The 26,716-nt window shown below is 65.3% G+C and carries 25 protein-coding genes; 10 read left to right on the plus strand and 15 right to left on the minus strand.

What is annotated here, in order from left to right; all coding sequences use genetic code 11:
- Positions 1–74: 74 nt before the first annotated feature.
- From VSX77_RS03190 to VSX77_RS03205, 4 genes are read left to right on the plus strand one after another with little or no spacing between them, the layout of a single operon-like run.
- Positions 75–1,181 (plus strand): ABC transporter permease, encoded by a 1,107-nt coding sequence (locus tag VSX77_RS03190; RefSeq protein ID WP_338426223.1) that lies wholly within the window; start codon positions 75–77, stop codon positions 1,179–1,181.
- Positions 1,181–2,038, plus strand: a complete 858-nt coding sequence (locus tag VSX77_RS03195; protein WP_338426224.1) for an ABC transporter ATP-binding protein — start codon at positions 1,181–1,183, stop codon at positions 2,036–2,038. The genes VSX77_RS03190 and VSX77_RS03195 overlap by 1 nt, the downstream gene beginning before the upstream one ends.
- Positions 2,039–2,047: 9 nt before the next feature.
- Positions 2,048–2,989 carry an MlaD family protein gene (locus VSX77_RS03200; RefSeq protein ID WP_338426225.1) on the plus strand — a complete coding sequence of 314 codons (942 nt, stop codon included), beginning with the start codon at positions 2,048–2,050 and terminating at the stop codon, positions 2,987–2,989.
- 8 nt (positions 2,990–2,997) lie between these two features.
- Positions 2,998–3,597, plus strand: coding sequence for an ABC-type transport auxiliary lipoprotein family protein (locus tag VSX77_RS03205; protein WP_338426226.1), 600 nt, complete (start codon positions 2,998–3,000; stop codon positions 3,595–3,597).
- 329 nt (positions 3,598–3,926) lie between these two features.
- Here VSX77_RS03205 and pepN read toward each other — a convergent pair whose 3' ends face one another.
- The gene (gene pepN, locus VSX77_RS03210) at positions 3,927–6,521 is read right to left on the minus strand and encodes an aminopeptidase N (protein ID WP_338426227.1); all 2,595 of its coding nucleotides are present in this window, start codon (positions 6,519–6,521) and stop codon (positions 3,927–3,929) included.
- Between the two features lie 46 nt (positions 6,522–6,567).
- Between pepN and VSX77_RS03215 the strand changes: the two genes are divergently transcribed.
- The gene (locus VSX77_RS03215) at positions 6,568–7,359 is read left to right on the plus strand and encodes an SDR family NAD(P)-dependent oxidoreductase (protein WP_338426228.1); all 792 of its coding nucleotides are present in this window, start codon (positions 6,568–6,570) and stop codon (positions 7,357–7,359) included.
- Between the two features lie 88 nt (positions 7,360–7,447).
- Here VSX77_RS03215 and VSX77_RS03220 read toward each other — a convergent pair whose 3' ends face one another.
- The 11 genes from VSX77_RS03220 to VSX77_RS03270 form a co-directional block, all read right to left on the minus strand.
- Positions 7,448–8,713 (minus strand): DUF445 domain-containing protein, encoded by a 1,266-nt coding sequence (locus VSX77_RS03220; RefSeq protein WP_338426229.1) that lies wholly within the window; start codon positions 8,711–8,713, stop codon positions 7,448–7,450.
- Between the two features lie 72 nt (positions 8,714–8,785).
- Entirely contained in the window at positions 8,786–12,202 is a 3,417-nt protein-coding gene (locus VSX77_RS03225; protein WP_338426230.1) for an efflux RND transporter permease subunit, read from the minus strand.
- A 41-nt stretch (positions 12,203–12,243) separates the two neighbouring features.
- Complete coding sequence (locus VSX77_RS03230; protein ID WP_338427201.1) at positions 12,244–13,410, minus strand: efflux RND transporter periplasmic adaptor subunit; 1,167 nt, start codon at positions 13,408–13,410, stop codon at positions 12,244–12,246.
- 312 nt (positions 13,411–13,722) lie between these two features.
- A complete protein-coding gene (locus tag VSX77_RS03235; protein WP_338426231.1) occupies positions 13,723–13,995 on the minus strand; it encodes a GlsB/YeaQ/YmgE family stress response membrane protein in 273 nt (90 codons plus the stop codon).
- Between the two features lie 134 nt (positions 13,996–14,129).
- The gene (locus VSX77_RS03240) at positions 14,130–14,393 is read right to left on the minus strand and encodes a GlsB/YeaQ/YmgE family stress response membrane protein (RefSeq protein ID WP_338426232.1); all 264 of its coding nucleotides are present in this window, start codon (positions 14,391–14,393) and stop codon (positions 14,130–14,132) included.
- A gap of 982 nt (positions 14,394–15,375) precedes the next feature.
- Positions 15,376–16,365 carry a quinolinate synthase NadA gene (gene nadA, locus VSX77_RS03245; RefSeq protein ID WP_338426233.1) on the minus strand — a complete coding sequence of 330 codons (990 nt, stop codon included), beginning with the start codon at positions 16,363–16,365 and terminating at the stop codon, positions 15,376–15,378.
- Between the two features lie 70 nt (positions 16,366–16,435).
- Positions 16,436–17,146 (minus strand): adenylate cyclase, encoded by a 711-nt coding sequence (locus tag VSX77_RS03250; protein ID WP_338426234.1) that lies wholly within the window; start codon positions 17,144–17,146, stop codon positions 16,436–16,438.
- A 66-nt stretch (positions 17,147–17,212) separates the two neighbouring features.
- Entirely contained in the window at positions 17,213–17,827 is a 615-nt protein-coding gene (locus VSX77_RS03255; RefSeq protein ID WP_338426235.1) for a DUF4230 domain-containing protein, read from the minus strand.
- Entirely contained in the window at positions 17,824–18,744 is a 921-nt protein-coding gene (locus tag VSX77_RS03260) for an MBL fold metallo-hydrolase (protein ID WP_338426236.1), read from the minus strand. Before VSX77_RS03260 ends, VSX77_RS03255 begins: the two co-directional genes overlap by 4 nt.
- A gap of 336 nt (positions 18,745–19,080) precedes the next feature.
- Positions 19,081–20,781 carry a M56 family metallopeptidase gene (locus VSX77_RS03265; RefSeq protein WP_338426237.1) on the minus strand — a complete coding sequence of 567 codons (1,701 nt, stop codon included), beginning with the start codon at positions 20,779–20,781 and terminating at the stop codon, positions 19,081–19,083.
- Complete coding sequence (locus VSX77_RS03270) at positions 20,778–21,146, minus strand: BlaI/MecI/CopY family transcriptional regulator (protein WP_338426238.1); 369 nt, start codon at positions 21,144–21,146, stop codon at positions 20,778–20,780. Before VSX77_RS03270 ends, VSX77_RS03265 begins: the two co-directional genes overlap by 4 nt.
- Before the next feature lie 459 nt (positions 21,147–21,605).
- Here VSX77_RS03270 and VSX77_RS03275 point away from each other — a divergent pair, with 459 nt between their 5' ends.
- Entirely contained in the window at positions 21,606–21,980 is a 375-nt protein-coding gene (locus tag VSX77_RS03275) for a glycine zipper 2TM domain-containing protein (protein WP_338426239.1), read from the plus strand.
- Between the two features lie 23 nt (positions 21,981–22,003).
- Here the strand turns inward: VSX77_RS03275 and VSX77_RS03280 are convergent, their stop codons facing one another.
- Positions 22,004–22,999 (minus strand): saccharopine dehydrogenase NADP-binding domain-containing protein, encoded by a 996-nt coding sequence (locus VSX77_RS03280; RefSeq protein ID WP_338426240.1) that lies wholly within the window; start codon positions 22,997–22,999, stop codon positions 22,004–22,006.
- 102 nt (positions 23,000–23,101) lie between these two features.
- Here VSX77_RS03280 and VSX77_RS03285 point away from each other — a divergent pair, with 102 nt between their 5' ends.
- Complete coding sequence (locus VSX77_RS03285; protein ID WP_338426241.1) at positions 23,102–23,677, plus strand: TetR/AcrR family transcriptional regulator; 576 nt, start codon at positions 23,102–23,104, stop codon at positions 23,675–23,677.
- Between the two features lie 91 nt (positions 23,678–23,768).
- A complete protein-coding gene (locus tag VSX77_RS03290; RefSeq protein WP_338426242.1) occupies positions 23,769–24,641 on the plus strand; it encodes an AraC family transcriptional regulator in 873 nt (290 codons plus the stop codon).
- Here VSX77_RS03290 and VSX77_RS16430 read toward each other — a convergent pair.
- Both VSX77_RS16430 and VSX77_RS03300 read right to left on the minus strand, forming a co-directional pair.
- A complete protein-coding gene (locus tag VSX77_RS16430; RefSeq protein WP_422397272.1) occupies positions 24,566–24,973 on the minus strand; it encodes a VOC family protein in 408 nt (135 codons plus the stop codon). The two genes, VSX77_RS03290 and VSX77_RS16430, sit on opposite strands and share 76 nt — an antisense overlap.
- A gap of 1 nt (position 24,974) precedes the next feature.
- On the minus strand, positions 24,975–25,430 hold the full coding sequence (locus VSX77_RS03300) for a lipocalin-like domain-containing protein (protein WP_338426244.1): 456 nt from the start codon (positions 25,428–25,430) through the stop codon (positions 24,975–24,977).
- 200 nt (positions 25,431–25,630) lie between these two features.
- Here VSX77_RS03300 and VSX77_RS03305 point away from each other — a divergent pair, with 200 nt between their 5' ends.
- Together VSX77_RS03305 and VSX77_RS03310 are read left to right on the plus strand one after the other, a co-directional pair.
- Positions 25,631–26,191: a DUF2867 domain-containing protein gene (locus tag VSX77_RS03305; RefSeq protein WP_338426245.1), complete on the plus strand. Its 561-nt coding sequence runs from the start codon at positions 25,631–25,633 to the stop codon at positions 26,189–26,191.
- A 61-nt stretch (positions 26,192–26,252) separates the two neighbouring features.
- A complete protein-coding gene (locus tag VSX77_RS03310) occupies positions 26,253–26,642 on the plus strand; it encodes a DoxX family protein (RefSeq protein WP_338426246.1) in 390 nt (129 codons plus the stop codon).
- The last annotated feature ends 74 nt before the right edge of the window (positions 26,643–26,716 follow it).

Raw genomic sequence — 26,716 nt, forward strand, 5'->3', positions numbered from 1 at the left:
GGGGCCAAGCACGCTGCCGCGCACCATGGATTCGCTTGCCGTGCCCCGGCAAATAATCCAATGTCGCCCGCACGATGGTGGCCAGGGCGGATTTCGAACAAAGCGAGGGCGCCAACGGCGCCGAGGTTCGCTTCACAGGGCGGCTGACGCTCGCGCGGCTGGGCGACCTGCCCGCGCGGCTCGATGCGCTCGGCGACATCGCAACGCTCGACCTGTCGGCCATCGACCGCATCGACACGGTCGGCGCATGGATCGTCACCCGCACCGCCGCCGAACATGGCGCGAAGATCACGGGAGCGAGCGCCGAGGCCGAGCGATTGCTCGAAGCGCTGGCGAGCGACAAGAGCGAATATCGCGTCCACCGCGACCGCCGCCCGACGTGGGTTCGGATGCTCGAACAGGTCGGCACGGCGAGCGTCGCGGTCTGGAACGAACTGCTCGGCATCGTCGGCTTTTTCGGCGCGATGATCGTCGCGCTCTTCACGCAGATCCGCGCGCGCCGCCGCCTGCGCTGGAACGCCATCGTCACGCGGTTCCAGACTGTCGGCGTCGATGCCCTGCCCATCATCGGTCTGATGACCTTCCTGATCGGCATCGTCGTCGCGCAGCAAGGCGCGGTGCAGCTGCGCCAGTTCGGGCTCGAGGTGTTCACGATCAACCTCGTTGGCCGCGCCTCGATCCGCGAGCTGGGGCTGCTCATGACGGCGATCATGGTCGCGGGCCGCTCGGGCAGCGCCTTCGCGGCGCAGATCGGCACGATGAAACTGACCGAGGAAATCGACGCGATGCGCACGATCGGCGTCTCGCCAATGGAGGCAATCGTCCTTCCCCGCGTCGCCGCCGCCACGATCCTGATGCCGCTGCTCGGCTTCTACGCCAGTATCTGCGCGATCATTGGCGGCGGAGTCTTCTGCTGGATCGGCCTTGAAATTCCGCCGCTCACTTACATTCAGCTGCTCCGCGACATTATCCCGATGACCGATTTCTGGGCGATGCTGATCAAGGCGCCGGTATTCGGCGTGCTCATCGGCGTCACCGGCTGCTACGAGGGTATGCAGGTGCGACAAAATGCCGAGGAAGTCGGCCAGCGCACCACCTCTGCTGTGGTCGCCGCGATCTTCCTCGTGATCGTGCTCGACGCCTTCTTCGCGGTTTTCTTCTCGTCGATCGGATGGAATTGATGGCCGACGAACTCGAGGAACAGCAGCTCAACGAAGAGATCGCCGCCGCCGACGCCGTGCGACCCGAACAGTTTGAGCACGCGATCAGCATCCGCGGCCTCGTCAACAAATTCGGCGACGCGGTGATCCACGACGGGCTCGACCTCGAGGTCCGCTCGGGCGAGATCCTCGGCGTGGTCGGCGGCTCGGGCACCGGCAAGTCGGTGCTGATGCGCTCGATCATCGGCCTCCAGATCCCCGACGCGGGCGAGATCGAGGTCTATGGCAAGACGCTGAGCGAGATCGCCGACGAAGAAGAATCGCGCGACCTCCGCCGCCGGTGGGGCGTGATGTTCCAGGGCGGCGCGCTTTTTTCGACGCTGAGCGTTGCCGAGAATATCCAGGTTCCCTTGCGCGAATTTTATCCGCGGCTCGACGCAAAGCTGCTCGACGAGATCGCGGCCTATAAGGTGCAGATGGTCGGCCTGCCACCCGATGCCGGTCCCAAATATCCCGCCGAACTGTCGGGCGGCATGGTCAAGCGCGCGGGCCTCGCGCGCGCGCTGGCGCTCGACCCCGCGCTGATTTTCCTCGACGAACCGACCGCGGGGCTCGACCCGATCGGCGCCGCCAAGTTCGACGAGCTTATCCGCGAGCTGGCCGACACGATGGGGCTGACCGTCTTCCTCATCACCCACGACCTCGACACCTTGTATGCGACATGCGACCGCGTCGCGGTGCTCGCCGAGAAAAAGGTGATTGCGGTTGGCACCATCCCTGAACTGCTTGCCACCGAGCATCCGTGGATACAGGATTATTTCAACGGACCCCGCGGCCGCTCCGCTGCGAGCGGGAACCAAAGCGCGCGCGCGCGATAGGAACAGCTGATGGAAACACGCTCGAACAATGTCCTCGTCGGCGCCTTTGTGCTTCTCTTCACCGCGGCGCTCGCCTTTTTCGTCGTCTGGCTGGCGAACGACAGCGGCGGGGAGAAGCGCGAATATGACATATTCTTCAAACAATCGGTCGACGGACTCAACAAGGGCGCACAGGTGCAATTCTCGGGCGTTCCGGCGGGTCAGGTGCGCGAAATCGCGCTTTGGCCCGACGATCCGCAGTTCGTGCGCGTGCGCATCGAGGTGAACGAGGGCGTTCCGGTGCTGCAGGGGACGACCGCGGCGCTCGAGGGCGTCGGCTTCACGGGCGTCTCGCAGATCTCGCTCGACGGCGCCGTCAAAGGCGCGCCGCCGATCAGCGACACGGGCCCCGCGGGCAAGCCGGTGATCCCGACGCGCGTCGGCGGGCTGGGCGAGCTGCTCAACACCGCGCCGCAGCTGCTCCAGCGCCTCTCGACGCTGACCGAACGGCTCGCCGAGCTTGCCGACGACCGCAATCAGGAGAGCTTCGCCAACATCCTCGACAATGTCGAGGCGACCACTGCGACGCTCGCGCGCAACGGTCCTGCAATCGAACGCGCGCTCGCCGATACGCGGATCGCGATCCAGCAGGCGGGCCAGGCAGCCGAACAGATCGGCAGTCTCGCCGCCGCGACGCAGGGGACGATCGACCGCAACGTCGACCCCGCGATGCGCAATTTGCGTGACACGCTCGCCTCCGCCAACAAGTCGATGCAGACGCTCGAGAGCGCGATCGCCGACGCGCGGCCCGGCCTCAAGACCTTCAGCGAGACGACGATCCCCGAAGCCAATGCGCTGATCCGCGACCTTCGCCGCACCTCGGCCTCGCTTTCCAGCCTGACCGACAAGCTCGATCAGCAGGGTGCCGGCGCGGTGATCAGCGGCAGCAAGCTCCCCGATTACAAGGAATGAGGACCGCCATGATACGCCGCATCCGCACCCCGCTGCTCGCCCTCGCCGGCGCGGCAACCCTGTCGGCCTGTTTCAGTCTTGGCGGCAAGCCGCCGCCCTTCCTGCTGACGCTCGATCCCGACGCGGCGCCCGCGGCGGGCACCGCGCGCACCGCCACCGACGCGGCGACGCTGACGATTCTGATCCCCACCGCGCCGCAAAAACTGCGCACGACCCGCATTCCGGTGCAACAGGACGACGCGACCGTTGCCTATGTCAAGGATGCGCAATGGGTCGAGGCGCCGCAGCGCCTGTTCCAGCGGCTCGTGTCCGAAACCGTCGCCGCGCGCACCTCGCGCGTCGTGCTCGACGAGGGGCAATATCTGACCGCGCCGGGCGAGCAGCTCGCGGGGCAGCTCATGGAATTCGGCGTCGACGCGCGGTCGAACGAAGCCGTCGTCGCCTATCAGGCAATGCTCGTGTCGGCGGGCGGCAAGACCGTCACCCAGCGCCGGTTCGAAGCGCGCGAGGCGATCGGCGGCAAGGTCGAGGCAAAGCCCGTCGGCGAAGCGCTGACCCGCGCGGCGAACCGCGTCGCGGTCGATGTGGCCGGGTGGTTGGGCGAATAAGTAAGCATCATCGAGTTTCCGCCAGCTGCGGGTATTTTTAATCCTCCCTGTGGCTGCAGGCCATGGGGAAGGGGACCGCGCTCGAAGGGCGCGGTGGAGGGGCGGCGACGTCGCGCTATTGCCCCTCCGTCAGCGCTTCCTCCCCATGGCCTGCAGCCACAGGGAGGATCGTAGCTGACAAAGTATGGAGGCGGCCGAAACTAGCCGTCGCCCCCGCGAAGGCGGGGGCCGCTGTCGGTTTACGCAGCGACGCAGGAAAAGGCCGATTGCGGCCCCCGCCTGCGCGGGGGCGACGGTCTATGGCAACGACAACTCCCCCCAAAGCCGCCCTACCCCAGCAGGCTTTTCGATGCCTGCTCGGTCGTGTCGCGCGACAGGCCGGGCTGGGCGAGTATCCGCTCCAGTTCGGTCTTCATCAGCGCCTGCCGTCCCTCGTCGAACCGTTTCCAGCGGCCGAGCGGCGGGATCATGCGCGCCGCGGTCTGCGGATTCTTCGGGTCGAGCGCGATGACGAGGTCGGCGATCAGCCGGTAACCTGCACCATCGCCCTGATGGAACGCCGCCTGATTGCCCGCCAGCGCGCCATAGAGCGAACGCACGCGATTGGGATTGGTCAGCGTGAAATCGGGATGCTCGGCCAGTGCGCGCACGGCTTCGACCATATCGGGGCGCATCGACCACGCCTGCACCTGGAACCATTTGTCGAGCACGAGCGGATTGTCCCGATAGCGCTGATAGAAAATGTCGAGCGCGTGCGCGCGCTCGTCGCTGTCGCCGTGCGCCAGCGTCGCGAGCGCGGCCTGCCGTTCGGTCATCCCGTCGGCGTCCGAAAAGACCCGGAACGCCAGCGCCGCGGCATCGGTCATACCCGTCGCCGCGAGATAGGCGAGCGCGACGCCGCGCAGGCGGCGGCCGCCCTTGGCGCCGCGCGACAGGTCGGTCGCGGGCGGCGCCGCGCCGTCCAAGATCGTGCGCCACTCGCTTTCGAGCGCGGTGCCGATCGCCGCCTGCAATGCCAGTCGCTCGCGGCGGATCGCGTCGGGATCGACCGTCAGCATCTGGTCGCCGACGAACGCCTCGCTCGGCAGCAACACCGCTTCGGCGACAAAGGCGGGATCGGCAGCGCGCCCCGACAGCGTCTGCGCCACCGCGTCGATCACCGCTTGCGGGTCGCGATCCTCGCCTGACACGGCGGCGACGAGGGTGTCGAGCATCAATTGCTGGAGCGCCTCGTATCGCGCGAATGGATCGTCGTCGTGCGCCGCGAGCCACGCGAGCTCGCCCGGCGCGCGTTCGAAATCGACTATGATCGGTGCCGAGAAGCCGCGATTGACCGACAGCGCCGGGCGCGCGCCAAAGCGGCCGAGCGCGATCCGCTGCGTCGCTCGGGTGATCGTCACCAAATGGTCGGGGACGCGCGCGCCGCTGCCGTCCATTGCGAAGGCCGCAAGGCGGAGCGGCAGCATCATCGGCTGTTTTTCAGGCTGGCCGGGCGTCGGCGGCACCGTCTGCACGATGTCGAGCGACCACTGCCCCGCTTCCTCGACGAGCGTCAGTTTGAGCCGCGGCGTCCCCGCCTGTTCGTACCAGCGGCGGAACTGCGTCAGGTCGATGCCCGCGCCATCCTCTATCGCGCGCACGAAATCCTCGCACGTCGCGGCCTCGCCATCGTGGCGATCGAAATAGAGGTCGGTGCCTTTGCGGAAGCGCTCGGGGCCGACCATCGTCGCCATCATGCGGATGATCTCGGCGCCCTTGTTGTAAACGGTCGCGGTGTAGAAGTTGCTGATTTCCTGATAGCTATCGGGGCGGATCGGGTGCGCGAGCGGCCCGGCGTCCTCGGGAAATTGCGCGGCGCGGAGCAGGCGCACATCCTCGATCCGCTTGACCGACGGCGATCCCATGTCGGCGGAAAAGCATTGGTCGCGATAGACGGTGAAGCCTTCCTTCAGGCTCAGCTGGAACCAGTCGCGACAGGTGACGCGATTGCCCGACCAGTTGTGGAAATATTCGTGCGCGACGACGCCCTCGACCCCATCATAATCCATGTCGGTCGCGGTGTCGGGGTCGGCGAGGATATAGCGGGTGTTGAAGATGTTGAGCCCCTTGTTTTCCATCGCCCCCATGTTGAAATCGCCGACCGCGACGATGTTGAACAGGTCGAGGTCATATTCGCGGCCATAGACCTCCTCGTCCCATTTCATGCTGTTCTTGAGCGCCTGCATCGCATGGCCCGTGCGATCCTCGTCGCCCGCGCGCACCCAGATGCCGAGTTCGACCCGCCGCCCCGACATGGTGGTGAAATTGTCGCGGTTGACGACGAGATCGCCCGCAACGAGCGCGAACAGATAGGATGGTTTGGGCCACGGATCTTCCCACAGCGCCCAGTGCGTACCGCCGTCACCCTCACCGCGGTCGATGCAATTGCCGTTTGACAACAGGATGGGAAAGCGGGCCTTGTCCCCTTCCATCCGCACGCGATAGCGGCTCAGCACATCGGGGCGGTCGGGGTGAAAGGTGATGCGGCGGAACCCCTCGGCCTCGCATTGGGTGCACAGCATGTTGTTCGAGGCGTAAAGGCCCATCAGCTGCGTGTTCGCCGCGGGGTTGACGATCGTGTCGATCTCGACCGTCGCCGCGCTGCGGTCGCCCAGGTCGACGATCAGGTCGCTGCCGTCCATGCGCCAGTCGTTCCACACCTCGCCATCGACGCGCACCGCCGCGGGGGTCAGCCCGTCGCCGCGCAGCAGCAGCGGCGCGGGGGCATCGGCGGCGCGCACGACCGACAGCGCCGCGGTCACCCGCGTTTCTTCAATCCCCAGCGCGAAGTCGAGCGCGACATCGGGCACCTGCCATTCGGGCGGGCGATAGTCGCCGCGATGGATCGTGACGGGAATGGCGGGGGTCGATGAAGCGTCGGTCATGCGATCGGTCTAGGCATCGCGCCGCCGACGCGCAATAAGGCGCGCGATGGCACAGATGCTGATTTTCGGAATGGGCTATACCGCGGGGCACCTCGCCGAGCGCCTCCGCGCGCGCGGCTGGGAGGTCGCGGGAACGACGCGCGACGGGCGCGGGGGCAGCATCGCTTTTGGTGACGAGACCGCGGTGCTCGCGGCGCTGCGCACCGCGACGCACATATTGTCGTCAGTTCCGCCCGCTGACGAGGCGGACCCGGTGCTCGCACGCTATGGCGAGGCGATCGCGCTCGCCCCCGCGACATGGACGGGCTATCTCTCCTCGACCGGCGTCTATGGCGATGCGGGCGGCGCGTGGGTGGACGAAAGCGCGCCTGTCAGGGGCCGCCGCTCCGGCCGCAATGCCGCCGATGCCGCGTGGAGCGCGCTGCGCGACGATATGCGCGTGTTCCGCTTGCCCGGCATCTATGGCCCCGACCGCTCGATCCTCGACCGTATCGCCGAGGGCCGCGCGCACCGCATCGACCTGCCCGGCCAGGTGTTCAGCCGCATCCATGTCGACGACATCACGGGTGGCCTCATCGCGTCGTTCCGCGGCCCCGCGGGCGTCTATAATCTCGCCGACGACGAACCCTGTCACCAGAACCGCCTCGTCGAATGGGGCTGCGCGATGCTCGGCGCGCCGCTGCCGCCGTTACAGACGCTGGGCGAAGCGGGCCTGTCGCCCGCCGCGCGCGCCTTCTATGCCGAGAACCGCCGCGTGGCGAACGGGCGGGCGAAGCGGCTACTGGGGTGGATGCCGCGCTATCCGACGTTTCGGGAGGGGCTTGCAGCTTGTGCATAACCGTCGCCCCCGCGAAGGCGGGGGCCGCTGGCTGCCTTGCGCAACACCAATAGCGGCCCCCACCGTCGCGGGGGCGCGACGCGACGGATCAAATCAAAACATCGACCGTGTGGATCGCCACGCCGACGAGACCGCCGACAAGCGTGCCGTTGATGCGGATATATTGCAGATCGTCGCCGACGGCATTCTCCAGCCGGTCAGTGATCGTTTCCGCGTCCCAGCCGCGGATCGTGTCGGACACCAGCTTCAGCGCCGCCTCGCCATAGCTGTCGACGATGCCGACCACCGCGCGCCGCGCATAGCGGTTGAGCGTGCGCTTGATATGCGCATCCTCGCCCAGCATCGCGCCGAATTGCGTGACCAGCTCGCCGATCCGTCCAGCAAGCATCGTGTCGGGATTGCGCGCGGCCTTGAGCAGCGCCGCGCGGCCCTGTTCCCATAAGCCGTCGAGCCAGCGCTTCACCGCCTTGTTTTCCAGCAGCTCGTCGCGCACGCGCGCGACCTTCGCCTTCACCTCGGGGTCGTGCTGCAGGTCGAGCGCCATCTTGGCGACTCCTTCCTCGACGCGGATGCGCAGCGGGTGCGTCTCGTCGACCGCCATTTCGCTCAGCAGTTTCGACAGCCCGGCGACGATGCGGTTCGAAATGCTTTCGTCGAGCCCGGTGAAGCGCACGATCGCGTTCGAATTATCGTGGACCATCTGATGAATCAGATGTTCGTTGAGCTCGAGCGTCTTCGACCCCCATTTGACCATCGCGTCGAGCAAAGGCTGGTGCCGTCCCTCGGCGAGCGCCGCCTGAAGCGCCTGACCCAATAGCGGCGCAACATCGAGCTCGCGCAGGCGATCGGCGATCGCCGATTTGACCATGCCGCCGAGGCGCTGCTGATCGAGCGCGCCCAGCCCGTCGGCGATGATCCGCGACGCGCCGAGCCGCAGCCGGCCGCCGCCCTCGGCGGGCTCGGACAGGAATTTGCCGACCGCGCCTGCGACATCGACCGTCTGCATCTTGCGTGCGATCAGCCGCGGCAGCAGGAAGTTGGTGAGCAGGAAGCGCGCAAGCGTGTCGCCGATACGGTTCTTGTTGCGCGGAACGATCGCGGTGTGCGGGATCGGCAGTCCCATCGGGTGCCGGAACAGCGCGGTCACCGCGAACCAGTCGGCCAACCCGCCAACCAGCCCCGCCTCGGCAAAGGCACGAATGAAGCCGATCGCCGGATGCACGTCCTGATAGGTTTTGGCGCCGACAAAGACGATCGCCATGACGACAAGCATCCCCGTTGCCACGATACGGATATTGGAAGACTTCGCCGCGATGGCGACGCCCATCGGCCGGCTGGAAGCAAGGTCGGTCATGCGAACCAAATGGCGAGCCGGGGCAAAGGTTGCAACCGGCGCGACATGTCGCCGCGCCGGTTGCTCTTCATTTCACTCCGCCGGTTCGGGCGTCGGCGCACTATGCGGCCGCGTGTCGTCACCCTTGCGATAGGTGAGCAGATTGGCCGAGAAGAAGCGGCCGAGGCGCTTTTCGATGCTGTCGGCCAAGCTGAAGCCCGCAGGCACGATGAGCAGCGTGAGCAAGGTCGACAGGATCAGTCCGCCGATCACGACGACGCCCATCGGCGCGCGCCAGGCGCCGTCGCCCGACAGCGACAGTGCGGTCGGCACCATGCCGGCGACCATCGCGACGGTGGTCATCACGATCGGCTGCGCACGCTTGCGTCCGGCATCGAGCAGCGCGGCGGTCTTTTCGATGCCATGGTCCATCTCCTCGATCGCGAAATCGACGAGCAGGATCGAGTTCTTTGCGACGATGCCGAGCAGCATCAACAAGCCGATAAACACGGGCATCGACACTTCCATGCCCGTGACAAGCAGGCCAAGCAGCCCACCCAGCGGCGCAAGCAGCAGCGACGACATGTTGACCAGCGGCGACAGGAAGCGGCGATAGAGCAACACCAGTGTCGCGAACACGAGGAGCAGGCCCGATACGACGGCGACCATGAAATTGGTCATCATCTCGGCCTGCCACTTGGCTTCGCCCTGAATGACCTTGCGGATGCCCTGCGGCATGGTCTTGATCGACGGCAGCGCATCGATCTTTTTCTGCGCGTCGCCGGTGACGAGCCCCGGGGCGAGATCGGCGCCGATCACGATGCGCCGCGTCTGGTTATAGCGGCGAAGCTCGGTCGGCCCCGCGCCGAAGCTGATCGTCGCGACCGATTTCAGCGGCACCGTCGTCCCGCGCGACGTCGGCACGGGTAGGTTCTCGATCGTCGCGAGAGCGCGGCGCGAATCCTCGGACAGCAGCACACGGATCGGGATCTGGCGATCGGAAAGCGAGAATTTCGCCGCATTCTGGTCGATGTCGCCGATCGTCGCGATGCGGATCGTCTGGCTGAGCGCCGCGGTGGTCACGCCGAGTTCGGCCGCCAGGTCCATGCGCGGATTGACGATGATTTCGGGGCGCGGAATATCGCCCTCGACCCGGACCCCCCGCAATTCCTTGAGCTTGCTCATCTCGCCGACGATCTTGCGCGCATGACGCTCAAGCGCCACCGGATCGTCGCCGCCGACGATGAAGGTAATGTCGCGACCCGAAAAGCCGCCCGACTGGCTCTGGAAATTGACCCGCGCGTCGGGGATTGCCGCCATCTTCGGCTGCAGCTTGCGTTCCCATTCGACGCTGGAGATCGGGCGGTCCTTCTTCAGCGTCAGATATGCATTACCGCCGCCGACATTGACGTCAAAAAACGCGGTCTGGACAACCGGGTCGTCGCGAAGGATCGCGTTGATCTGGTCGGCGATCGTCTCGCTCTGTGCCAGCGTCGATCCCGGCGGCAGTTCGTAGCGGATCTGGCTGTAATCGCTGTTCGTCGTGGGCTGGAACTGCTGCGGCAGGATGCTGAACAGCACGAGGCTCGAGATGAATGCCGCGACGCCGATGCCAACAATCCACACGCGATGGTCGAACAGCCGCGCATAGGAGCGCCGGACCATGAACTTGCCCCAGTTGGTCAGGGCATAGTGGCGCATTCCCAACGTATGAGCAACGGCGCCCCCGACGATCATCAGCAGGCTGGTCAGCAGGAAGGCGACAATCGCCGCCAGCGGCGTCATCAGCAGGAAGTGCAGCGCCGGGTTGGGTTCATCCTGTCCCGGCGGCACCGGCTGGAAATATTGGAAGGTCAGACCAATTATCGCGACGCCCGCAACGATCAGCGGCACGAGGAAAAAGATCGGCCGTGTTTCGAACGTTTCGTACCGCGCCCTCACGACCTTCTGCTTCGAACTGTCGAGCGTGAAGGCGAGCAGCCGTTCATAACGATCGACCCACGGCCCGTTCGCATGATCCTGCTCACCCTGCGCCGACAGGAAATAGGCGGCGATCATCGGCGTAATCATGCGCGCGACGGCAAGGCTCATCAGCACCGCGAACACCACGGTCATCCCGAACTGGATGAAGAACTGCCCCGACACGCCGGGCATCAGCGCGACGGGCAGGAATACCGCGACGATCGACATCGTCGTCGCGACGACCGCAAGCCCGATTTCGTCGGCGGCGTCGATCGACGCCTGATAGGCGGTCTTGCCCATGCGCATGTGCCGGACGATATTTTCGATCTCGACGATCGCGTCGTCGACGAGCACGCCCGCGACGAGGCTCAATGCAAGCAGCGACAGGCCGTTCAGCGAAAAGCCCATCATCTCCATGAACCAGAAGGTCGGGATCGCCGACAGCGGGATCGCCAGCGCGCTGATCAGCGTCGCACGCCAATCGCGCAGGAACAGGAACACGACAACGACGGCGAGTACAGCGCCCTCGATCATCGCAAGCATCGAGCTGCGATATTGTTCCTTGGTATAATCGGTGCGCGTGAAGAGGATCTTGAAATCGACCTTGGGGTTCGCCTTCTTGATCTGATCCAGCTTCTTCATCGTCTCGTCGTGAATCGTGACGTCCGACGAACCCTTCGCCTTCTCGATCGAAAAGCTCAGCACCTGGCGCCCGCCGATCTTCGCGAGGTTGCGCTGTTCGGCATAGCTGTCGGTGACTTTCGCCACATCGGCGAGGCGGATCGTGCGGCCGTCGCCGATCGAAATGCGCGTCTCGCCAAGCTCGAACGCGCTGCCGGCGTTGCCGAGAACGCGGACCGCCTGTTCCGAGCCCGCGATTTCGGTGCGCCCGCCCGCAGCGTTGACGTTTACCTGCCGCAGTTGCTGGTTCACCTGGCTCGCGGTCAGGCCATAGCTTTGCATCCGCGCGGGATCGAGGATGACGCGAATCTCTCGATCGACGCCGCCCGACCGGCCAACGGTCGCCATGCCGGGGATCGACAGCAGTTCCTTGGCCACCGTATTATCGACGAACCACGACAATTGTTCGAGCGTCATGTCGGTCGCTTCGACGGCGAAATAGGTGATTGGGCCACCAGCCGCATCCACCCGGACGACCTGCGGTTCGAGGATACCGTCGGGAAGGTCGCTGCGGATCTGCTGAATCGCCTGATTGACGTCGTTATAGGCGCGGTCGATCGGCGTGCCGATCGCAAACTGCACCATCGTTCGGCTGGAGCCTTCGTTGACGTAAGACGATAGCTCGTCGACGCCGCTGACCGAACGCACCGCGGCTTCGACGCGCTGCGTGACCTGCGTTTCCAGTTCGGTGGGGGCGGCGCCCGGTTGCGAAACGGCGACCTGAACCATCGGGAATTCGACATCGGGATTTTCGTTGATGTCCATCCGGTTGAAGCTGACGAGGCCCGCGAGCAGCAGCAGCACGAACAGGACGATCGGCGGTACCGGATTGCGGATGCACCAAGCGGAAATGTTGCGAAAACTCATGACTCAGGCGCCCTTGTGCGAATGCGATACCAGCGAGCGGATTATTGCGGCGTTTTCTGCAAAACGGGCTTTACCGTATCCCCGACGTTGAGGAATGCACCGGCAAGCGTCACCACGCGTTCGTTGCCGGTAAGTCCCGACGCGATCGACACGCCCGCGTCGCTGACCGTGCCGACCTTGACCGGTTTGCGTTCGATCTTGTTGTCCTTGCCGACGACAAGCACGAAATTGCCTTCGGCGCCGCTTTGCACCGCGCTTTCCGGCAGCAGCGGCACCTCGGCGGTGCCCGCCACCAACCGCGCATCGGCAAAGCCGCCCGGACGCAGCACCGACGAATAGGGGATCGCGATGCGCACCGTGCCCTGGCGCGTCGTCATGTCGATGACCGGCGACACCTGCCACACCTGGCCCGCAATCTGGGCATCGGTGCCGACCGGCGTCACCGTGGCGCGTGTGCCGACGCGCACGCGCGCCAGATCGGCTTCGGCCATCTGCGCCAGCATTTCCATCTCGCCGCCGCGCGCCATGCGGAACAGCACACCGCTGCCCGAGCTGACGATTTGGCCGGGCTCGACGTCGCGCGTCAGCACCAGCCCCGCGGCGGGCGCGACGATGTTGAGCCGGGCATTGCGCGCGGTCGCTTCGGCATATTGCGCCTGCGCGACGCGAACACGCGCATTGGCGGCATCGCGCGTCGCGCGCTTGCGGTCCATGTCGGCCTTGGAAATAAAGCCGCGCGACACCAGCGCCTCGGCGCGCTCGAGTTCGGCCTGCGCCAGATTGGCATCGGCCTGCGCCACGCGGATCTGCGCCGAGAGGCTGGCCGCCTGCTGCGATTGCACCGAGCGGTCGATTACTGCGAGTGCTTGTCCCGCGCCGACCCACTGGCCCGGCTCCACGAGGACGCGGACGACCTGTCCGCCCTCGCCCGCGACGCCGACCGGCATCTCGCGCCGCGCCGCGATCGTCCCGTTCGCTGCGATCGCCGCCTCGACCGATACGCGGCCGGGGATCACGACGGTGATGTTGGGAACCGCCGCAGCTTCGCCATCGCCCGCATCGGCCGCGCCCTTGCCGCTGGAAAAGGCGTAATAGGCGGCAGCCAGCGCCAGCACGATCAGCACGACGGCAACGATCAGCCTTGTGCGCTTGCGCCGGCTGTCGTCGGCCTCTTCGTAAAAGCTTTGCGTCCCCGCCAGGCTGTCCATCGATTCCACTTTCCGCTCGTAGTTCACGCCGAAATCCCTCCCTGGCATCGCGCGACATTCGGTTTGGAGGGCGCGAACGCGCCTTCTCCAAAACCCGCACGGCAGGACCAAACTCTTTCGAGGTGTATTACCTAATTAAATCACCGCTTGCAAGAGGCGATGCTTCGCCGCCCGTCCTGCGCCCCGGGCGGCGGTCCATAATGCGATCCGGCCATGATTTCCAGTGGTTACGCGCACGAAAAAGGGCGGCACGCCCATGGGCGGCCACCCTTTTTCCGCGCGGTCGATCCGCGACGGTCTATGCCAGAGCGATCAGCGCACGCGCCCGCGCCGGACCAGGTTGACGATCGCGAGCAGGATCACCGCGCCGATGAATGCCGTGAGCAGGGTCATCGGATCGAACGCGTCGCCGCGCAGATGCCCGCCGCCCAGAAAGCTCCCGAACAAAAAGCGTCCGAGGATCGAGCCTACGCACCCGACGATGATGTTGAGGAAAATGCCTTGCTGGGCGTCGGTGCGCATCACGATGCTCGCCAGCCATCCGATGATGCCGCCCATGATGATGGCGATAATCCAAGTAAGCATAAGCAAACCCCCTACGGTCTTTGGTCGCCCGACAGTACGGGCGCTCAATGAGTAACCCAGATACTGAAATTCACCTAGCGGAATGGCAACGCTGCTTAAGCAAGGCTGCCATTCCGCTTATCGGTTCAATCGGTTTATCGCACGCTGCCGCGACGGAAGAGGTTGATGATGCCCAGCAGCACCACCGCACCGATAAAGGCCCACAGCAATCCGATCGGGCTGAAGGTGTCGAGGCTGGCCCCCATGCCGAAGAAGCTGCCGAGGAAGTTGCCAAGAAACGCGCCGACAATGCCGACGACGACGTTCAGAATAATGCCCTGTTGCGCGTCGGTCCGCATGACGATGCTGGCCAGCCAGCCGATGATGCCGCCGACGATCAGTGTGATAATCAGTCCCATGAATTTCCCTTCCCTGAACCGGCCAGAAAGTGGTCGCGTTCCGGCCGTAGTTGCATTGCCCTGCCGCAGCGGGGCGTCGCCTTGGCGATGCTGAAACAATGCCGAAGGACGGGGAAAGGTTCCCGGCCGCCCCGCGCGGGCGCGGCCGGGAAAGGAGGATCGGTTCCTGAACGGGAACGTCTCCGGGTCGCAGGAACCGGTTAAGCGGATTCGCTTGACGGCGATGTGACGAATGTCACACGCGCAAAAATAAATGTCGGAAGGCGAAGGTGGGACGATCGGGGGGAAGCCGCCGCTGATCGAACGCCTCTTGGTCGATAAAGCCCCGGCAGACCGGCGACGCCACGGCGCGCATACGAAATGGGGGCCGACATCGCTGCCAACCCCCACTATCCGGTCCTGTCCCGTGCGCCTCGCCCCGCGTCATCCCGGTCCGCTTCTCTTTCGATCGGCAGCCCGCAAAACGATGCGTCGCGATGCACGCCGGAACAATCCGGCGATGGTTTGGTCGGCCCCCTTTCGGGGGCCGGCCTCACCTGAAAAGCCCTTCATCATCTCGTCCCGCGCTTCTGCCGAAACAGCTGCGCTTCAAAAGCGATGGACTGCCTTTCAATTGCCCGATCGGGTTCGCATCAACTCGTGGGAATCGCTGCGTTCCGTGATCGAACTATCGGTCGATTTCCTCGTCGAACCCATCCGTTCTCTTCCGGCTAGTCTTGCAACCACCCTTAATGTCCCGGCGGCCCGACGTCTCTGTCGTCCGATGATTTGAAGCTGTCACGAACGCTTTTCGACGCCAACTAAAAAAGCACGAGAATGCTCGCGGAACCCCATGCGCTTGTGGATAAGTCCGGCATTAGCAACAAGCGGATTCGGTGCAGCATTTTTGTAACAAGCGTGCAGCATTTTCGGATTCAGGTTTCCGAGTGCCGTGCGCCGAACCGATCTTCGAACCGGTGGAATCATTCAGCCGAGTCGCGACTCACGCCCGCCCGAGATCGCCCTTGCCCACCGTGCCCGACGCCATCTCCAGCATCCGGTCGAGGCTTTTGCGCGCCGCAAGGCGAAGCTCCTCGTCGAGTTCGATGCGGGGCTGAAGGTCGCGCAGCGCGATGTACAGCTTTTCCATCGTGTTGAGGGCCATATAGGGGCAGATGTTGCAGTTGCAGTTGCCGTCGGCCCCCGGCGCGCCGATGAAAGTCTTTTCGGGCAGCGCCAGCTCCATCTGGTGAATGATGTGCGGCTCGGTCGCGACGATCAGCGTATCGCCCTCGAAACTCTTCGCAAATTGCAGGATACCGCTCGTCGATCCGACATAGTCGGCGTGCTCGACGATGTGCGGTGGGCATTCGGGATGCGCCGCAACCGGAGCGCCGGGATGCTGCGCCTTCAGCTTCAGAAGCTCGGTCTCGCTGAACGCCTCGTGGACGATGCACACGCCCGGCCACAGCAGCATGTCGCGGCCGAACTTGCGGTTCATATAGCCGCCCAGATGGCGGTCGGGGCCGAAGATAATTTTCTGTTCGGGCGGGATCTGACTGATGATCGTCTCGGCGCTCGACGAGGTGACGATGATGTCGCTCAGCGCCTTCACCGCCGCCGAGCAGTTGATGTAGGTGAGCGCAATATGGTCGGGATGCTGCTCGCGAAAGCGCTTGAATTGTTCGGGCGGACAGCTGTCCTCAAGGCTGCATCCGGCGTCCATGTCGGGCAGGATCACGATCTTTTCCGGCGAAAGGATCTTCGCGGTCTCCGCCATGAACTTGACGCCGCAAAAGGCGATCACGTCGGCATCGGTTTCGGCCGCCTTGCGCGACAGCTCGAGCGAATCGCCGACGAAATCGGCAAGATCCTGAATCTCGGGCTTCTGGTAATAATGCGCTAGGATAACCGCGTTGCGCTCCTTGCGCAGGCGGTCGATTTCGGCGCGCAGGTCGAGGCCCGAGAGATTCTCGCGGATGGGGGCAGTCATGGCGTTATCCTTATTGGCTTGGCCTTGGACGCCCCCTACACGCTGCCCCGCGGCAGGGCAATTCGCCGCGTCAGCCGGTCAGGCGCGCCGCAAGCGCGATGACGGGCGTCGTCATCGCCAGCAGCGATATGGCGACGCGCGTCGCAATGACAATGGCTGCGACGGCCCATGTTGCAGGATGCACGGCGCCGCGGCTGCGCCGGTCATAGTTTGCGATGATCGCGACCACCGCCAGCTGGCAGAGCCCCACCGCAGGCTCGGCCCATGGTCCCATCAAGGGGATCGGAAGCAATCGTCCCAGCGCGGGTTCGAGGATAATGATCGTCGCGCCAATCATCAGCCGCCGGTGCCAGTCGGTCGCGCGGCGCCGCCGGATCGCCCATGCGACCACCGCGCCGAACACGAGCGATTCGGTCACCGTCAACGCAAGAAAATAAGGCGGCGTGAAAAAGGGCGGAAAACGGCCCAGCATCAGCGACGCAATGCCGGTCCAGATACCGAGCACGGTTATGGCGATGGCCAGCAAGCCACCGATCCGGCCCAGCTGCCGATGTCGCGCCACCTCGCCGCGCGCCGCAAGCATCGGCTGCACAATCAGCAGGCCGAGCCATGCAAGCATGATCACGCCATGAAGATGCACCCAGAAGGGTGCCGCAACCGGATCGACGAACCCGCGCAGCGCGAACTGCAAAAAACCCGCGACGATGAATACCGCAAGGCCGATCGCCATGCGGTGCCAGAAAAGCTCGGCGCGCGCGGCGCCCCCTGCCGTTGAAGCCATGCCCATTCCCCCTGTCCGACCCAGGCACGAGAATAGCCTAGCCCCGAAACGCGCGGAAGCGGGAAATTACCCAGTCGGGGCGCCGGCAAACCGCGCCGTCACCTTTGCGTCGATTCCCGCGGCCTTCAGCGGCATGGCAAAGCTTTGCTCGATCGCCGTGCGCGCTGCGCCCTCGGCCAGCCGCATTGGCGTCGCGCCGCGCGCCTGCTTGATCAGTTCTTCCTGCGCCGCCTTGCGGTTCGCGGCGTCGAGCGAAGCTTCGGCATCCGTCAGGGTGAGCAGGATTTCGCCGTCGCGATATTCGCTGATCGCGTCGATGTCGATTTCCGGCCCCGCCAGCCGCAGAGGCGGCAGCGTGACGGTCAGCGCATTGGTCGCGCTATCCCAGTCGAGGTCGGACTGCTTCAACCGGCCAAGGTCGAGTTCGTAGCGTACCGTGCCCGGCATGATGAGCGTCTTTTTGGCGCTCAGCCCCAGTCGGCTCTGCGTCGATGTCACCACCGCGACATAGCGCGCGGTAAAGGGGACTAGGACATTCTGCTCCTTCAGCCCCTCCAGACTCGCCGCGACAACGGTCTGCGGGTCATAACCGCGCTGCCAGTCGGTCCACGCACGCCAGCCGAAAAAGAGCGCGAGCGCCAGAACGGCGACAATCGCCGCGCGAAACAATCCGCGGCTCATGCGACGAGCCTCCAGCTCTCATCCTCGCGCGCGACGCGGCCGCGTGCCTCAAGGTCGATGAGATGCGCGAGCACCGAGCGGCCGGCGGCGCCGGTCAGCCGCGGGTCGAGTCCCTTGTACATATGTTTCACCATGTCGGGGATCACGCGTGTCCCCTTCTCAAGTTCCCGCAAGATCTGCCGCTCGCGCTGTTTGCGGTGCCCCAACATTCCGCGCACTAGTTGGCGCGGCTTGTTCACCGCCGGGCCGTGCGCGGGATAATAGACGCGGTCATCGCGCTCATACAGCTTCGACAGGCTGGCCATATAGGCGGCCATGTCGCCGTCGGGCGGGCTGACGACGCTGGTCGACCACGCCATCACGTGATCGCCGGTGAACAGCGCACCGCTTTCGACGAGCGCAAAGCAGAGATGGTTCGACGTGTGTCCCGGCGTCGCGACCGCCTCGATCGTCCAGCCGTCGCCCGCGATCCGCTCGCCATCGGCCAGCACGCGATCGGGCGCATAATCGGGGTCGAACGCCGAATCGGCGCGCGGGCCGTCGTCGGAGAGCGCCAGCGGTGCGCAGCCAATGATCGGCGCGCCCGTCGCGGCCTTCAGCGGCGCTGCGGCGGGCGAATGGTCGCGATGCGTGTGCGTGCACAGGATCGCCGCGACCCGCTGCCCCTCGACGGCGCGCAGGATCGCATCGACATGGCCCCGGCCATTGGCGTCGGGCGGATCGCCGACGCTCATGCCGCTGCCCGTCGGGCCGGGATCGATCACCGCCACGTCGCGCCCCGCCCCGACGATCCACGTCTGCGTGCCGGTGAAGGTATAGGGCGACGGGTTGGGCGCGAGCACGCGGCGCACCAGCGGTTCATGCTGCTCGCACTCGCCGGCGCGGATGCTGTCGGGCCAGGGCTTGTCTTCGGTCATGCGCCCAATGTGGCATTGCGGCGGGTAGAGCGAAAGGGGTGGCTTGCGATCAGAGCATGTAACGACGGAAATCGACGGTTTGTAGATACTCCGCATACTTAAAACGTCGTCATTCCCGCGAAAGCGGGAACCCAGGGATGGGACAGCCGACGCACGCTCTGGGTTCCCGCTTTTGCGGGAATGACCAATGGTGGGTATGGCAGTTCACCACCCCAAAGCCGATGCCTCTTCTGTACCGCCAGCGCGAAAAAGGGAGCGGCACCCGCCACTCCCCTTCCCCGCCCCTGTCGCCGGCCCCACCGGGGAGCAAGGACCGGCTCCAAAACTCGGTCGGCGCTATTCGCCCGATTTCTCGATCTCGGCGATCGCCTTGTCGATGTCGGCGGCGATCTTCGCACGCGTTGTTTCCGACAAGTGGCGCGCTCGTTCACCTTCGACGAACGCCTCGCGGGCCTTTTTCATCGCCGACAGCCGCGCGGCCTTGCTCGCCGCGGAGTCGGGGCAGTACATGAATACATGGCTGCGCTTGCCGTCCGCGCTCGTTTCGCGGCTGACGATCGGCGCCGCCTTCGCCCCGTCGCCGCATTTGCCCACCACCATCGCCTTGCCGTTCACTGTCCCGACGCCATAGGGCATCGGCGGAATGGGGGGAATCGGCGGCACCGGAGGCATGGGAGCGAAGGCGGTGCGGATGCGATCCTTGCGCCGGTCTTCCAACCGGTCGGCGATCGCTTCGGCGCGCGCACCGGTAATGCCCTGCTCCTCAAGCGTCGCCAGAATATCATCACGCGTCAGATTGCCGGGGACGCGGAATTCGACGCGATGCGCTCGCTTCTCGCGATCACCGGGCGCACCCGCCGCCTTGCTGTCGCTGTCATCACCGTGACGGACCACGGTGCGGTGCACTTCGCGCGTCTTGCCGTCTTCGGATACCGAAACCGTCTCCGTCACATCTTCGGCAGCCTCGCCAAAAAACACCATATCCGGCGCCGCAGGCGCTTCGGGGGGCAGCGGCGCGTCAGGCGCGGCCGGGGGCGCAGGCGGCTCCGGCATATCGGCGGCCTGCGTCGCCGCGGCGATTCCCGACGGAACCAGCGTCGCTGTCACGCTCAGCACCGCGAGCGCCGCGCCGCCGATCAGCAACCGGCCGGCGAGGCCGCGCCGTTTCGAAATGTCCCGCGTCGTCAGCATCGTCAGCCTCTCCTGCAAATTATCGTGAACCGCCATCGGCGCCGCGAGCGACAGCCGCGGGCCGACCGCGGCCTTGACGATTGCGGTGGCGTAGCTTGCGGTGCGGTCGCCGCGCGCCGCGTCGCCCGCCATCGTCAGCACGCGCGCGTCACACGCCGCTTCCTGATCGAACCGAAAGGCGCGGATCGCGCGCCAGGCGAAGGGATTGAACCATTGCGTCGCGAGCAGCACGAGCGCGGCAGCATTCGCCCACAGATCACCATGGCGGTGATGCGACAGCTCGTGATCGACCGCGAGTGCGCGTTCTTCGGCGGCATAGCGGGCAAAAAAGTCGTGCGGCACTGCGACGACCCGGCGCCACATACCGAAAGCTACCGGTCCGTCGACCGCGTCGGTCATCACCAGCCGGATCGAACCGATGGGTTCCAATTCGACGGCATCTGTCAGCACCGAAGCGCGAAAGCGTTGGTGCGACAGCATCGCCGCGCCGATTACGACGACCGCGCCCGCCGCCCAGAGGAGGGCAAGCCAAGGCATGACGTCGGCGAAGTTCCAGGCGGGCGCCGATGATTCGACGATGGTGGCGGCATCGGCGGGCAGCGCCAGCATCGCGCCCGTCTCGGCCGGCACCGCCGCAATCGACACGTCAACCGACGCAGACACCGGATCGGCAAAGGGGAGCGGCGGCAGCACGAGCCGCAGCGCCGGGATCGCCCACAGGCCATAGGTCAGCCGGGGCCCGAAATGGCGGGCAAAGGGTTTGCGGGCCAGCAGCACCGCAACGACGAGCAGCGCGGTCGTGAGCAACGTGTCGCTCCACGCCTCGATCAGCATCGCGCCGGTCATGGCTTGAGCCTCTTCAAAAGCGCCTCGATCTCGGCGATGTCGGCATCGCTCAGCGCTTCGCGGTCGGCGAGATGCGCGATCAGCGGGCTGACGCGGCCGCCGAACAAGCGATCGACAAAGCGCTGCGACTCCTCACCGACGGCGTCGGCGCGTTCGACTGCGGGGCTGTAAAGATAGCGGCGACCGTCGGCCTCGGCGGTCACCGCGCCCTTCTGGACGAGCCGCGCGAGTAGCGTCTTGACCGTCGCCTGCGTCCAGCCGTTGGGTTTTCCGACGCGCTGGGCCAGGTCGGCGGCGGTCTGCGGGGACTCATCCCACAGCGCCGACAGCACCTGCATCTCCGACTCGCTTGCTCGTTCTGCCATGCGGACCCCTCCCATTGGCTTCGTCGATACGATATGACTACAAATGTAGTCAACGGGCTGAACGCTAGCTGAACGAAAATCAACGATGGGCTAAGGCACCTGTCGGAATTTTTGACATACGGTGGCATCGGTAAGGAATTGCTAACCAGCGTCCCCTGCCAAAATCGGGGCGACTGCCGATCTGGCACGGCAGTTGTATGGTATTTCATGTTCCCGAGTGTTCCGCTCAAATGGAGCGGTGGGGGACATCGGTCTGGTCCCTGATGTCCCCTGCCCCACCCGGGAAATCCCCACTTGCCCCCGATGCAGACGGGGGGCGGAGCGGCCGAAAGGCCTCGCCCCCCGGAAGCTTTTTTTCATAAAAAATGCCGGAACGGGGTCGTTCATCGCGCGTTCCGATCGGCAGTTTATGGTCGGGTCGTCGCTGACCGATAAAGACCGAACTCTGGGAGAATCGACGTGAAGCATATCCTCGCCGTCGCGCTGATCGCCGCCGTGGCCTTGCCTACGGGCACCGCCTATGCCGACCCGCCGCCCTGGGCACCCGCGCACGGCAAGCGTGCGAAAGATCGCGCTATCTATGACAGCTATGGCCGCTATTACGAACCCCGTCGCCTTTCGCATAGCGACCGAATCTGGCGCGGCGACGACGGCCGTTATCACTGCCGCCGCGACAACGGGACAACGGGACTGATTATCGGTGGCGCCGTGGGCGCCCTCGTCGGCCGCGAACTCGACGGTGGCCGCGACCGCACGGTGGGCACGATCATCGGAGCCGCGGGCGGTGCGCTGCTGGGCCGTGCCATCGACCAAGGCGAGCTGCGCTGCCGCTGAGCCCGTTCCCTGCTTTGCGCGGATCAGGCCTCCAGGGTGATCTCGGGCGCCAGGCGGGGCAGAAAAGCTGCTGCTGCAAACGCTTCGCCGGGCGCGCGCACGCCCGGCGGGGATGTTTTTTGAGTCAGCAGATCAAGGCATGCTTCGACGACGAGCGGCGCCGACACGGCATAAATGTCGGTGCCGCTGGCGGTCGCCCGCCGTACATCCTCCCCGATCGTCGCGCGCACGTCCATGACGAAGCGCTGCGCTGATCGGCCGCGCGCATCGACCGGGCGCGGCGGCGGGGTCGCGCTGTCGTGCAAATCGCCCAGGGGCTTAAGGTTCATGAAGCTGGTCACCGAACCAGCCTTGATATGCCGCGCAATCAGGATGATTTCACTCAACGCGACACAGGCGACCGGTTGGCCGCCCAGCGGCGCCGGAAAATGCCATTCGCCGCCCGGTGCGGGATCGGGAATCGGCGCCAGCTCGCCGTTGCGGACGATCATCCGCGGATAGACATTCTTCTCGCCTGTCAGACGCGTTCCAGCCGTCGGCTGCCAACTGTCGAGACCGACCGCGATCTCGATCGATTCGACTGCTTCTCCATCCGCGACCAGCATCGAAACGAGCAGGTCGGCGAAACCGCCAAAGAAGGCCATCGCCGGGATGATCGTCACCCCGGCCGCGCGGGCGCGCGCATCAAGCGTGTCGAACACCCGCCGCGTCGTTGCCTGTTCGGCGGAAACATCGAGATAGGGGATGCCGGCGCGCAATGCGGCTTCGGCCGCCGGCAATGCGGTGTCGAAAAAGGGACCAGCGCAATTGATGACCGCATCCGCCCCTCGCAGCACATCGTCCAGAGCTTCGGGTCGCGAAAAATCGAGTGTGCGACACGCCTCCTCCTCGCCCGAAATCGGCATGAACCGTCCCGAACGCGTCGCCGCGATCGCATTCGCGCCCTTGCACCGTAACGTATCGACAACGAATCGGCCCGTGTGGCCGCCCGCGCCGAGCACGGCGATTCGAGGAGTCATCTGCAATTTTCATCTCCGCTACCGATCAGTATCGTTTTAGCGAGTGACACCGATCGGTATCGCTGTCAAGACGGAGCGATGCCGGACGCCACACACCAATCCATGACCCCCGTCGGACGCGCGCAGCGTGCCCGGACGCAGGCGCTCACCGTCGCGGCGTCGCTTTTCTATGCAAAGGGCGTGCGCGCAGTTGGCATGGAGGAGATTGTCGAAACGTCGGGGATCGCCAAAACGACGATCTACCGCCATTTCCCTACCAAGGACGCGCTGGTCGAGGCCTTCCTGGAAAAGGAAGACGCCGAATTCTGGCACCAATGGGACGCAGCGGTCGCCTCGGCACCGTCGGCCGACCGGGTGCTCGATTCCCTGGGCGACTGGATCGGGGCGCGCGTCGAACGGCCGGGTTATCGCGGCTGTCCGCAGATCAATGTCGCGGCCGAATTTGCCGACCCCGGCCATCCCGCGCGCACCATCGCGCGGCGGCACAAGGCCGAAATGCTCCGCCGACTGGAGGCGATCTGTCACGACGCGGGCGCGAAACCGGCGGTTCGTGTGGCAATGCAGCTCGCGCTCCTGATCGACGGGGCGTTCATGAGCGACGGGCGTTTGAGCGGACGCGACGCCGCCGCAATATTGAAAAGCGCCTTCCGCCGCATCGCTGCGCCTGCCGAAGTTTAGCCACGCGGGCGATGGCCCCGCCCGCTTCCTTGCGCACTTGCAGCCAAAATGTGAGCAGAATGCACGCCTCGATAGCGATCGCGGCACTAGCATGGGCAGCAAAGCAACCGTATCGATCACCGATGATCGACAAAAGCGCGTCATTCGTACCAGTTCGGCCGCGAACCTTCTTTGCAACCGAGTGGGTGAGGTGACGGGAAAAAGCCCTCTTTCCTGGTGTGCAAGCCCGCTTCGCATAGCGGGCGGGGCTGCCGTTCGCGCGCATCGCGGCGCAGTCGGCACGCTCTGGGTTGCCAGTCGCGGCGAGATCGAGGTGGCCGTGATCGGAGGCGCTGCCGCGCGAGGCGCTGCGGTGATGGTCGGGCCGAACCTGACGCACGCGGTCACCATCCACGCTCCAGCGGCAAGATGTTATTTCGGCGCTCCGCTGATCGCCGACGGGCGCCGCGTCGCTGCAGTGATGACCCCCGCGGGTACGGGATTGTGGACGACCCCAGCGGCGTGGTCTCCACGCGGCGGGTCAGGTGGAGAGGCGACCGCACCGAGCGCGATCGCTGCACGCATCGGCGATGCCGCGCGGCGCGACGGTTGCGACGTTGACCCTCGGGTTGTGGCCGCCATCATGGCGCTGCGGGCGACGCCCTGGCGTGCGCATCGCGCCCGCGATCTCGCGCGCATGACGCATCTCTCCGAATCGCGCTTTCGTCATATTCTGAAGGCCGAAACCGCCCTGACGCTGAAGCGACTCCGGGTCTGGCTACGCCTCGAATGGGCCCTCATGGCCGCGCAGCGCGGCTCGAATCTCACGGCGGCGGCGCATGACGCCGGGTTCAGCAGTTCGGCGCACTTCAGCTCGGCATGCCGCGACGGGCTGGGCCTCACGCCGAGTCAGATTGTTGCAGCACTGCGTCCGGGAGCCGTACAATCATTTAATGGCAGCGGAGCGAGAACCTCAAGCCGATGACCGCTGGGCCCGTCGAAATAGATGCCGCGCACATCTCCGGTTCGATAGACAGCGTCGGGATGGCGGTGAAAGGGGTCGCTCCAGAACATTTGACCGCGAGCGCAAAGGCGCGCGAGCAGCTCGTCGAAAGCCTCGCTGCCGATCCGGAATGCCAGGTGACGCGGTTCGATCGCCCCCCGCGTCGGGAGCAGGTCGATCGACGTCTCGCCCGCTCGTACAACCTGAAATGGCGGCTGGGGCGCCGCTCTCTCCAGCCCGACCACGTCGCACAGAAAGTCGGCAGCCAGATTGGCGTCGGCAACTTCCAGGATAAGATGATCGAGCATGACCATGTCAGCTGGCTTCGCGCTGCCAACGCAAAGTCGAACGGGTTCCGGCTCGCTCGGGCGGGCTGAGGAGAAGGAGCCCGTTCTCGAACCGGTAGTCGCGGCGATGCACGGTGCCGACCCAGTCGGGCAGCAAGGCAACGTCGACATGATGCGATATGATCGCGTTCGCTGTGTCGACCTCGTAGCGGCCCGCATAGCCGATGTAGCCCGCGGCTGCTGCGGTTAAGACAGCGGGCGGGACGTCCGCGATGCGCTCGGTTCCAAATGCCTGACGCCCCGAGCGCATCAGCTGCGCCGACATCCAGCCGTCCGCCGTGTAGATTCCCCACCCTTGCGGAGCGTCACCGAACGGCGCGATGCGGGCGCCATCGGCAAAGACGACCTCGAAGTCGACGAGGCGCCAGCGCCCGACAAGGGCAGCCGCGGTCCCGGAGTCGCTGTGTTGATGCTCGCTGCGCATGACCCTGCCTTACGCCCTCAGAGTGACTGCGCTATCATCGAGCGCCTGCGACGTCGGCAATCGGATAACAGCGACATTCCAAGACGCGTGAATCATCCAGGCGCGGTATAAGCCCTTCCGCGATAAACAGGCGCCTGATGAAAGCCTTTGCGCGCAAGCTCGCGCATAGCGGCGACCGCGCCCACCGGTGCGCTGGATGAGTGTTCGCCGCCAGGAATCCTGCGATGAAAGCCTGTAAAGTCGGTCGTGTCGCACTCCCCCCGGAAACGACCCTGTCGTTGTGGTTTGCCAACGCACAGCTCGCCGACGCCTATGCCATCCGCCTTCCGGCCGCCGCTTCCTCCGATCCGGCGGTCCTGGCTTCAGCCGCGCTGGGCAGCATGCCTCGCGGGGGCAGCGTCATCATGTCCGTTCGCGATATGCTGGTGCGGCCCCTTGGCATCAAGACCACGCCGGCGATCGCCCAAGCCGGGCGGGCGACGCGTCACGCGCTTATCGGCTTTTTTCCCATACTCGAGCGTCTTGAGGATGAGATAATTCTCGGCGAGGACGACCGGCATCTCGATTTCCGGATATCTTTCATGGTGCGCGAACGGGGCGGGCATCGCGAACTGGTATGGACATCGGTCGTCCGCACCCACGGCTTTTTGGGCAATGCCTATCTTGCCGCCGTCCGCCCCTTCCACCGCCTCGCCATCAATCTCTGCCTCATGATGGCTGCTTGGCGCGGATGGCCGGGCGAGCACGGCCGCGGACGCTAAGCCCGATTAACCGATCGTTCCAGACGATGCCCAATCCAACCCACCGCAACAGGAGATTTATATGTTCGACAGCAATGCCGCTATCTGGACGGGCCGGATCCTTTCCGGGTTGGCCATCGCATTTCTGCTGGCCGCTTCGGTCGCTCCCAAGCTCATGCAAGCCAAAACCGCTGCCGACACCTTTACACGATTGGGATGGTCAACCGATTATCTGCTGCTCATCGGGATGATCGAACTTGGCTGCATCTTGCTCTACGCGTGGCCCAAAACCAGCGTCCTCGGCGCCGTGCTGACCACGGGATTGCTCGGCGGCGCAATCGCCACCCAACTCAGGGTGGGCAGCCCGGTTTTCAGCCACACGCTATTCGGCCTTTATGTCGGGTTTTTCATCTGGGGCGGCCTCTGGCTGCGCGATCCGGCTTTGCGCGCGCTTTTTCCCTGGAAATATTGACCGGTCCTCGCACCGCTGCGGAGGAGCGGCGATAAGCACTCGGTGCATATATCGGCTTGCGCCACGACAATCCG

The organism is Sphingopyxis sp. TUF1, from assembly GCF_036687315.1.
Lineage (GTDB): Bacteria > Pseudomonadota > Alphaproteobacteria > Sphingomonadales > Sphingomonadaceae > Sphingopyxis > Sphingopyxis kveilinensis.

Excerpts from the sequence above, each read along its gene's own strand:
- VSX77_RS03235 (WP_338426231.1), bottom strand. The coding sequence starts at position 13,995 with ATGCTTACTTGGATTATCGCCATCATCATGGGCGGCATCATCGGATGG.
- VSX77_RS03190 (WP_338426223.1), top strand. The coding sequence starts at position 75 with ATGGTGGCCAGGGCGGATTTCGAACAAAGCGAGGGCGCCAACGGCGCC.
- VSX77_RS03205 (WP_338426226.1), top strand. The coding sequence starts at position 2,998 with ATGATACGCCGCATCCGCACCCCGCTGCTCGCCCTCGCCGGCGCGGCA.
- pepN (WP_338426227.1), bottom strand. The coding sequence starts at position 6,521 with ATGACCGACGCTTCATCGACCCCCGCCATTCCCGTCACGATCCATCGC.
- VSX77_RS03285 (WP_338426241.1), top strand. The coding sequence starts at position 23,102 with ATGACCCCCGTCGGACGCGCGCAGCGTGCCCGGACGCAGGCGCTCACC.
- VSX77_RS03240 (WP_338426232.1), bottom strand. The coding sequence starts at position 14,393 with ATGGGACTGATTATCACACTGATCGTCGGCGGCATCATCGGCTGGCTG.
- VSX77_RS03225 (WP_338426230.1), bottom strand. The coding sequence starts at position 12,202 with ATGAGTTTTCGCAACATTTCCGCTTGGTGCATCCGCAATCCGGTACCG.
- VSX77_RS03200 (WP_338426225.1), top strand. The coding sequence starts at position 2,048 with ATGGAAACACGCTCGAACAATGTCCTCGTCGGCGCCTTTGTGCTTCTC.
- VSX77_RS03255 (WP_338426235.1), bottom strand. The coding sequence starts at position 17,827 with ATGAGCCGCGGATTGTTTCGCGCGGCGATTGTCGCCGTTCTGGCGCTC.
- VSX77_RS03300 (WP_338426244.1), bottom strand. The coding sequence starts at position 25,430 with ATGCGCAGCGAGCATCAACACAGCGACTCCGGGACCGCGGCTGCCCTT.
- VSX77_RS16430 (WP_422397272.1), bottom strand. The coding sequence starts at position 24,973 with ATGGTCATGCTCGATCATCTTATCCTGGAAGTTGCCGACGCCAATCTG.
- VSX77_RS03215 (WP_338426228.1), top strand. The coding sequence starts at position 6,568 with ATGGCACAGATGCTGATTTTCGGAATGGGCTATACCGCGGGGCACCTC.
- VSX77_RS03195 (WP_338426224.1), top strand. The coding sequence starts at position 1,181 with ATGGCCGACGAACTCGAGGAACAGCAGCTCAACGAAGAGATCGCCGCC.
- VSX77_RS03270 (WP_338426238.1), bottom strand. The coding sequence starts at position 21,146 with ATGGCAGAACGAGCAAGCGAGTCGGAGATGCAGGTGCTGTCGGCGCTG.
- VSX77_RS03250 (WP_338426234.1), bottom strand. The coding sequence starts at position 17,146 with ATGGCTTCAACGGCAGGGGGCGCCGCGCGCGCCGAGCTTTTCTGGCAC.
- VSX77_RS03220 (WP_338426229.1), bottom strand. The coding sequence starts at position 8,713 with ATGACCGACCTTGCTTCCAGCCGGCCGATGGGCGTCGCCATCGCGGCG.
- nadA (WP_338426233.1), bottom strand. The coding sequence starts at position 16,365 with ATGACTGCCCCCATCCGCGAGAATCTCTCGGGCCTCGACCTGCGCGCC.
- VSX77_RS03230 (WP_338427201.1), bottom strand. The coding sequence starts at position 13,410 with ATGGACAGCCTGGCGGGGACGCAAAGCTTTTACGAAGAGGCCGACGAC.
- VSX77_RS03280 (WP_338426240.1), bottom strand. The coding sequence starts at position 22,999 with ATGACTCCTCGAATCGCCGTGCTCGGCGCGGGCGGCCACACGGGCCGA.
- VSX77_RS03260 (WP_338426236.1), bottom strand. The coding sequence starts at position 18,744 with ATGACCGAAGACAAGCCCTGGCCCGACAGCATCCGCGCCGGCGAGTGC.
- VSX77_RS03310 (WP_338426246.1), top strand. The coding sequence starts at position 26,253 with ATGTTCGACAGCAATGCCGCTATCTGGACGGGCCGGATCCTTTCCGGG.
- VSX77_RS03290 (WP_338426242.1), top strand. The coding sequence starts at position 23,769 with ATGGGCAGCAAAGCAACCGTATCGATCACCGATGATCGACAAAAGCGC.
- VSX77_RS03265 (WP_338426237.1), bottom strand. The coding sequence starts at position 20,781 with ATGACCGGCGCGATGCTGATCGAGGCGTGGAGCGACACGTTGCTCACG.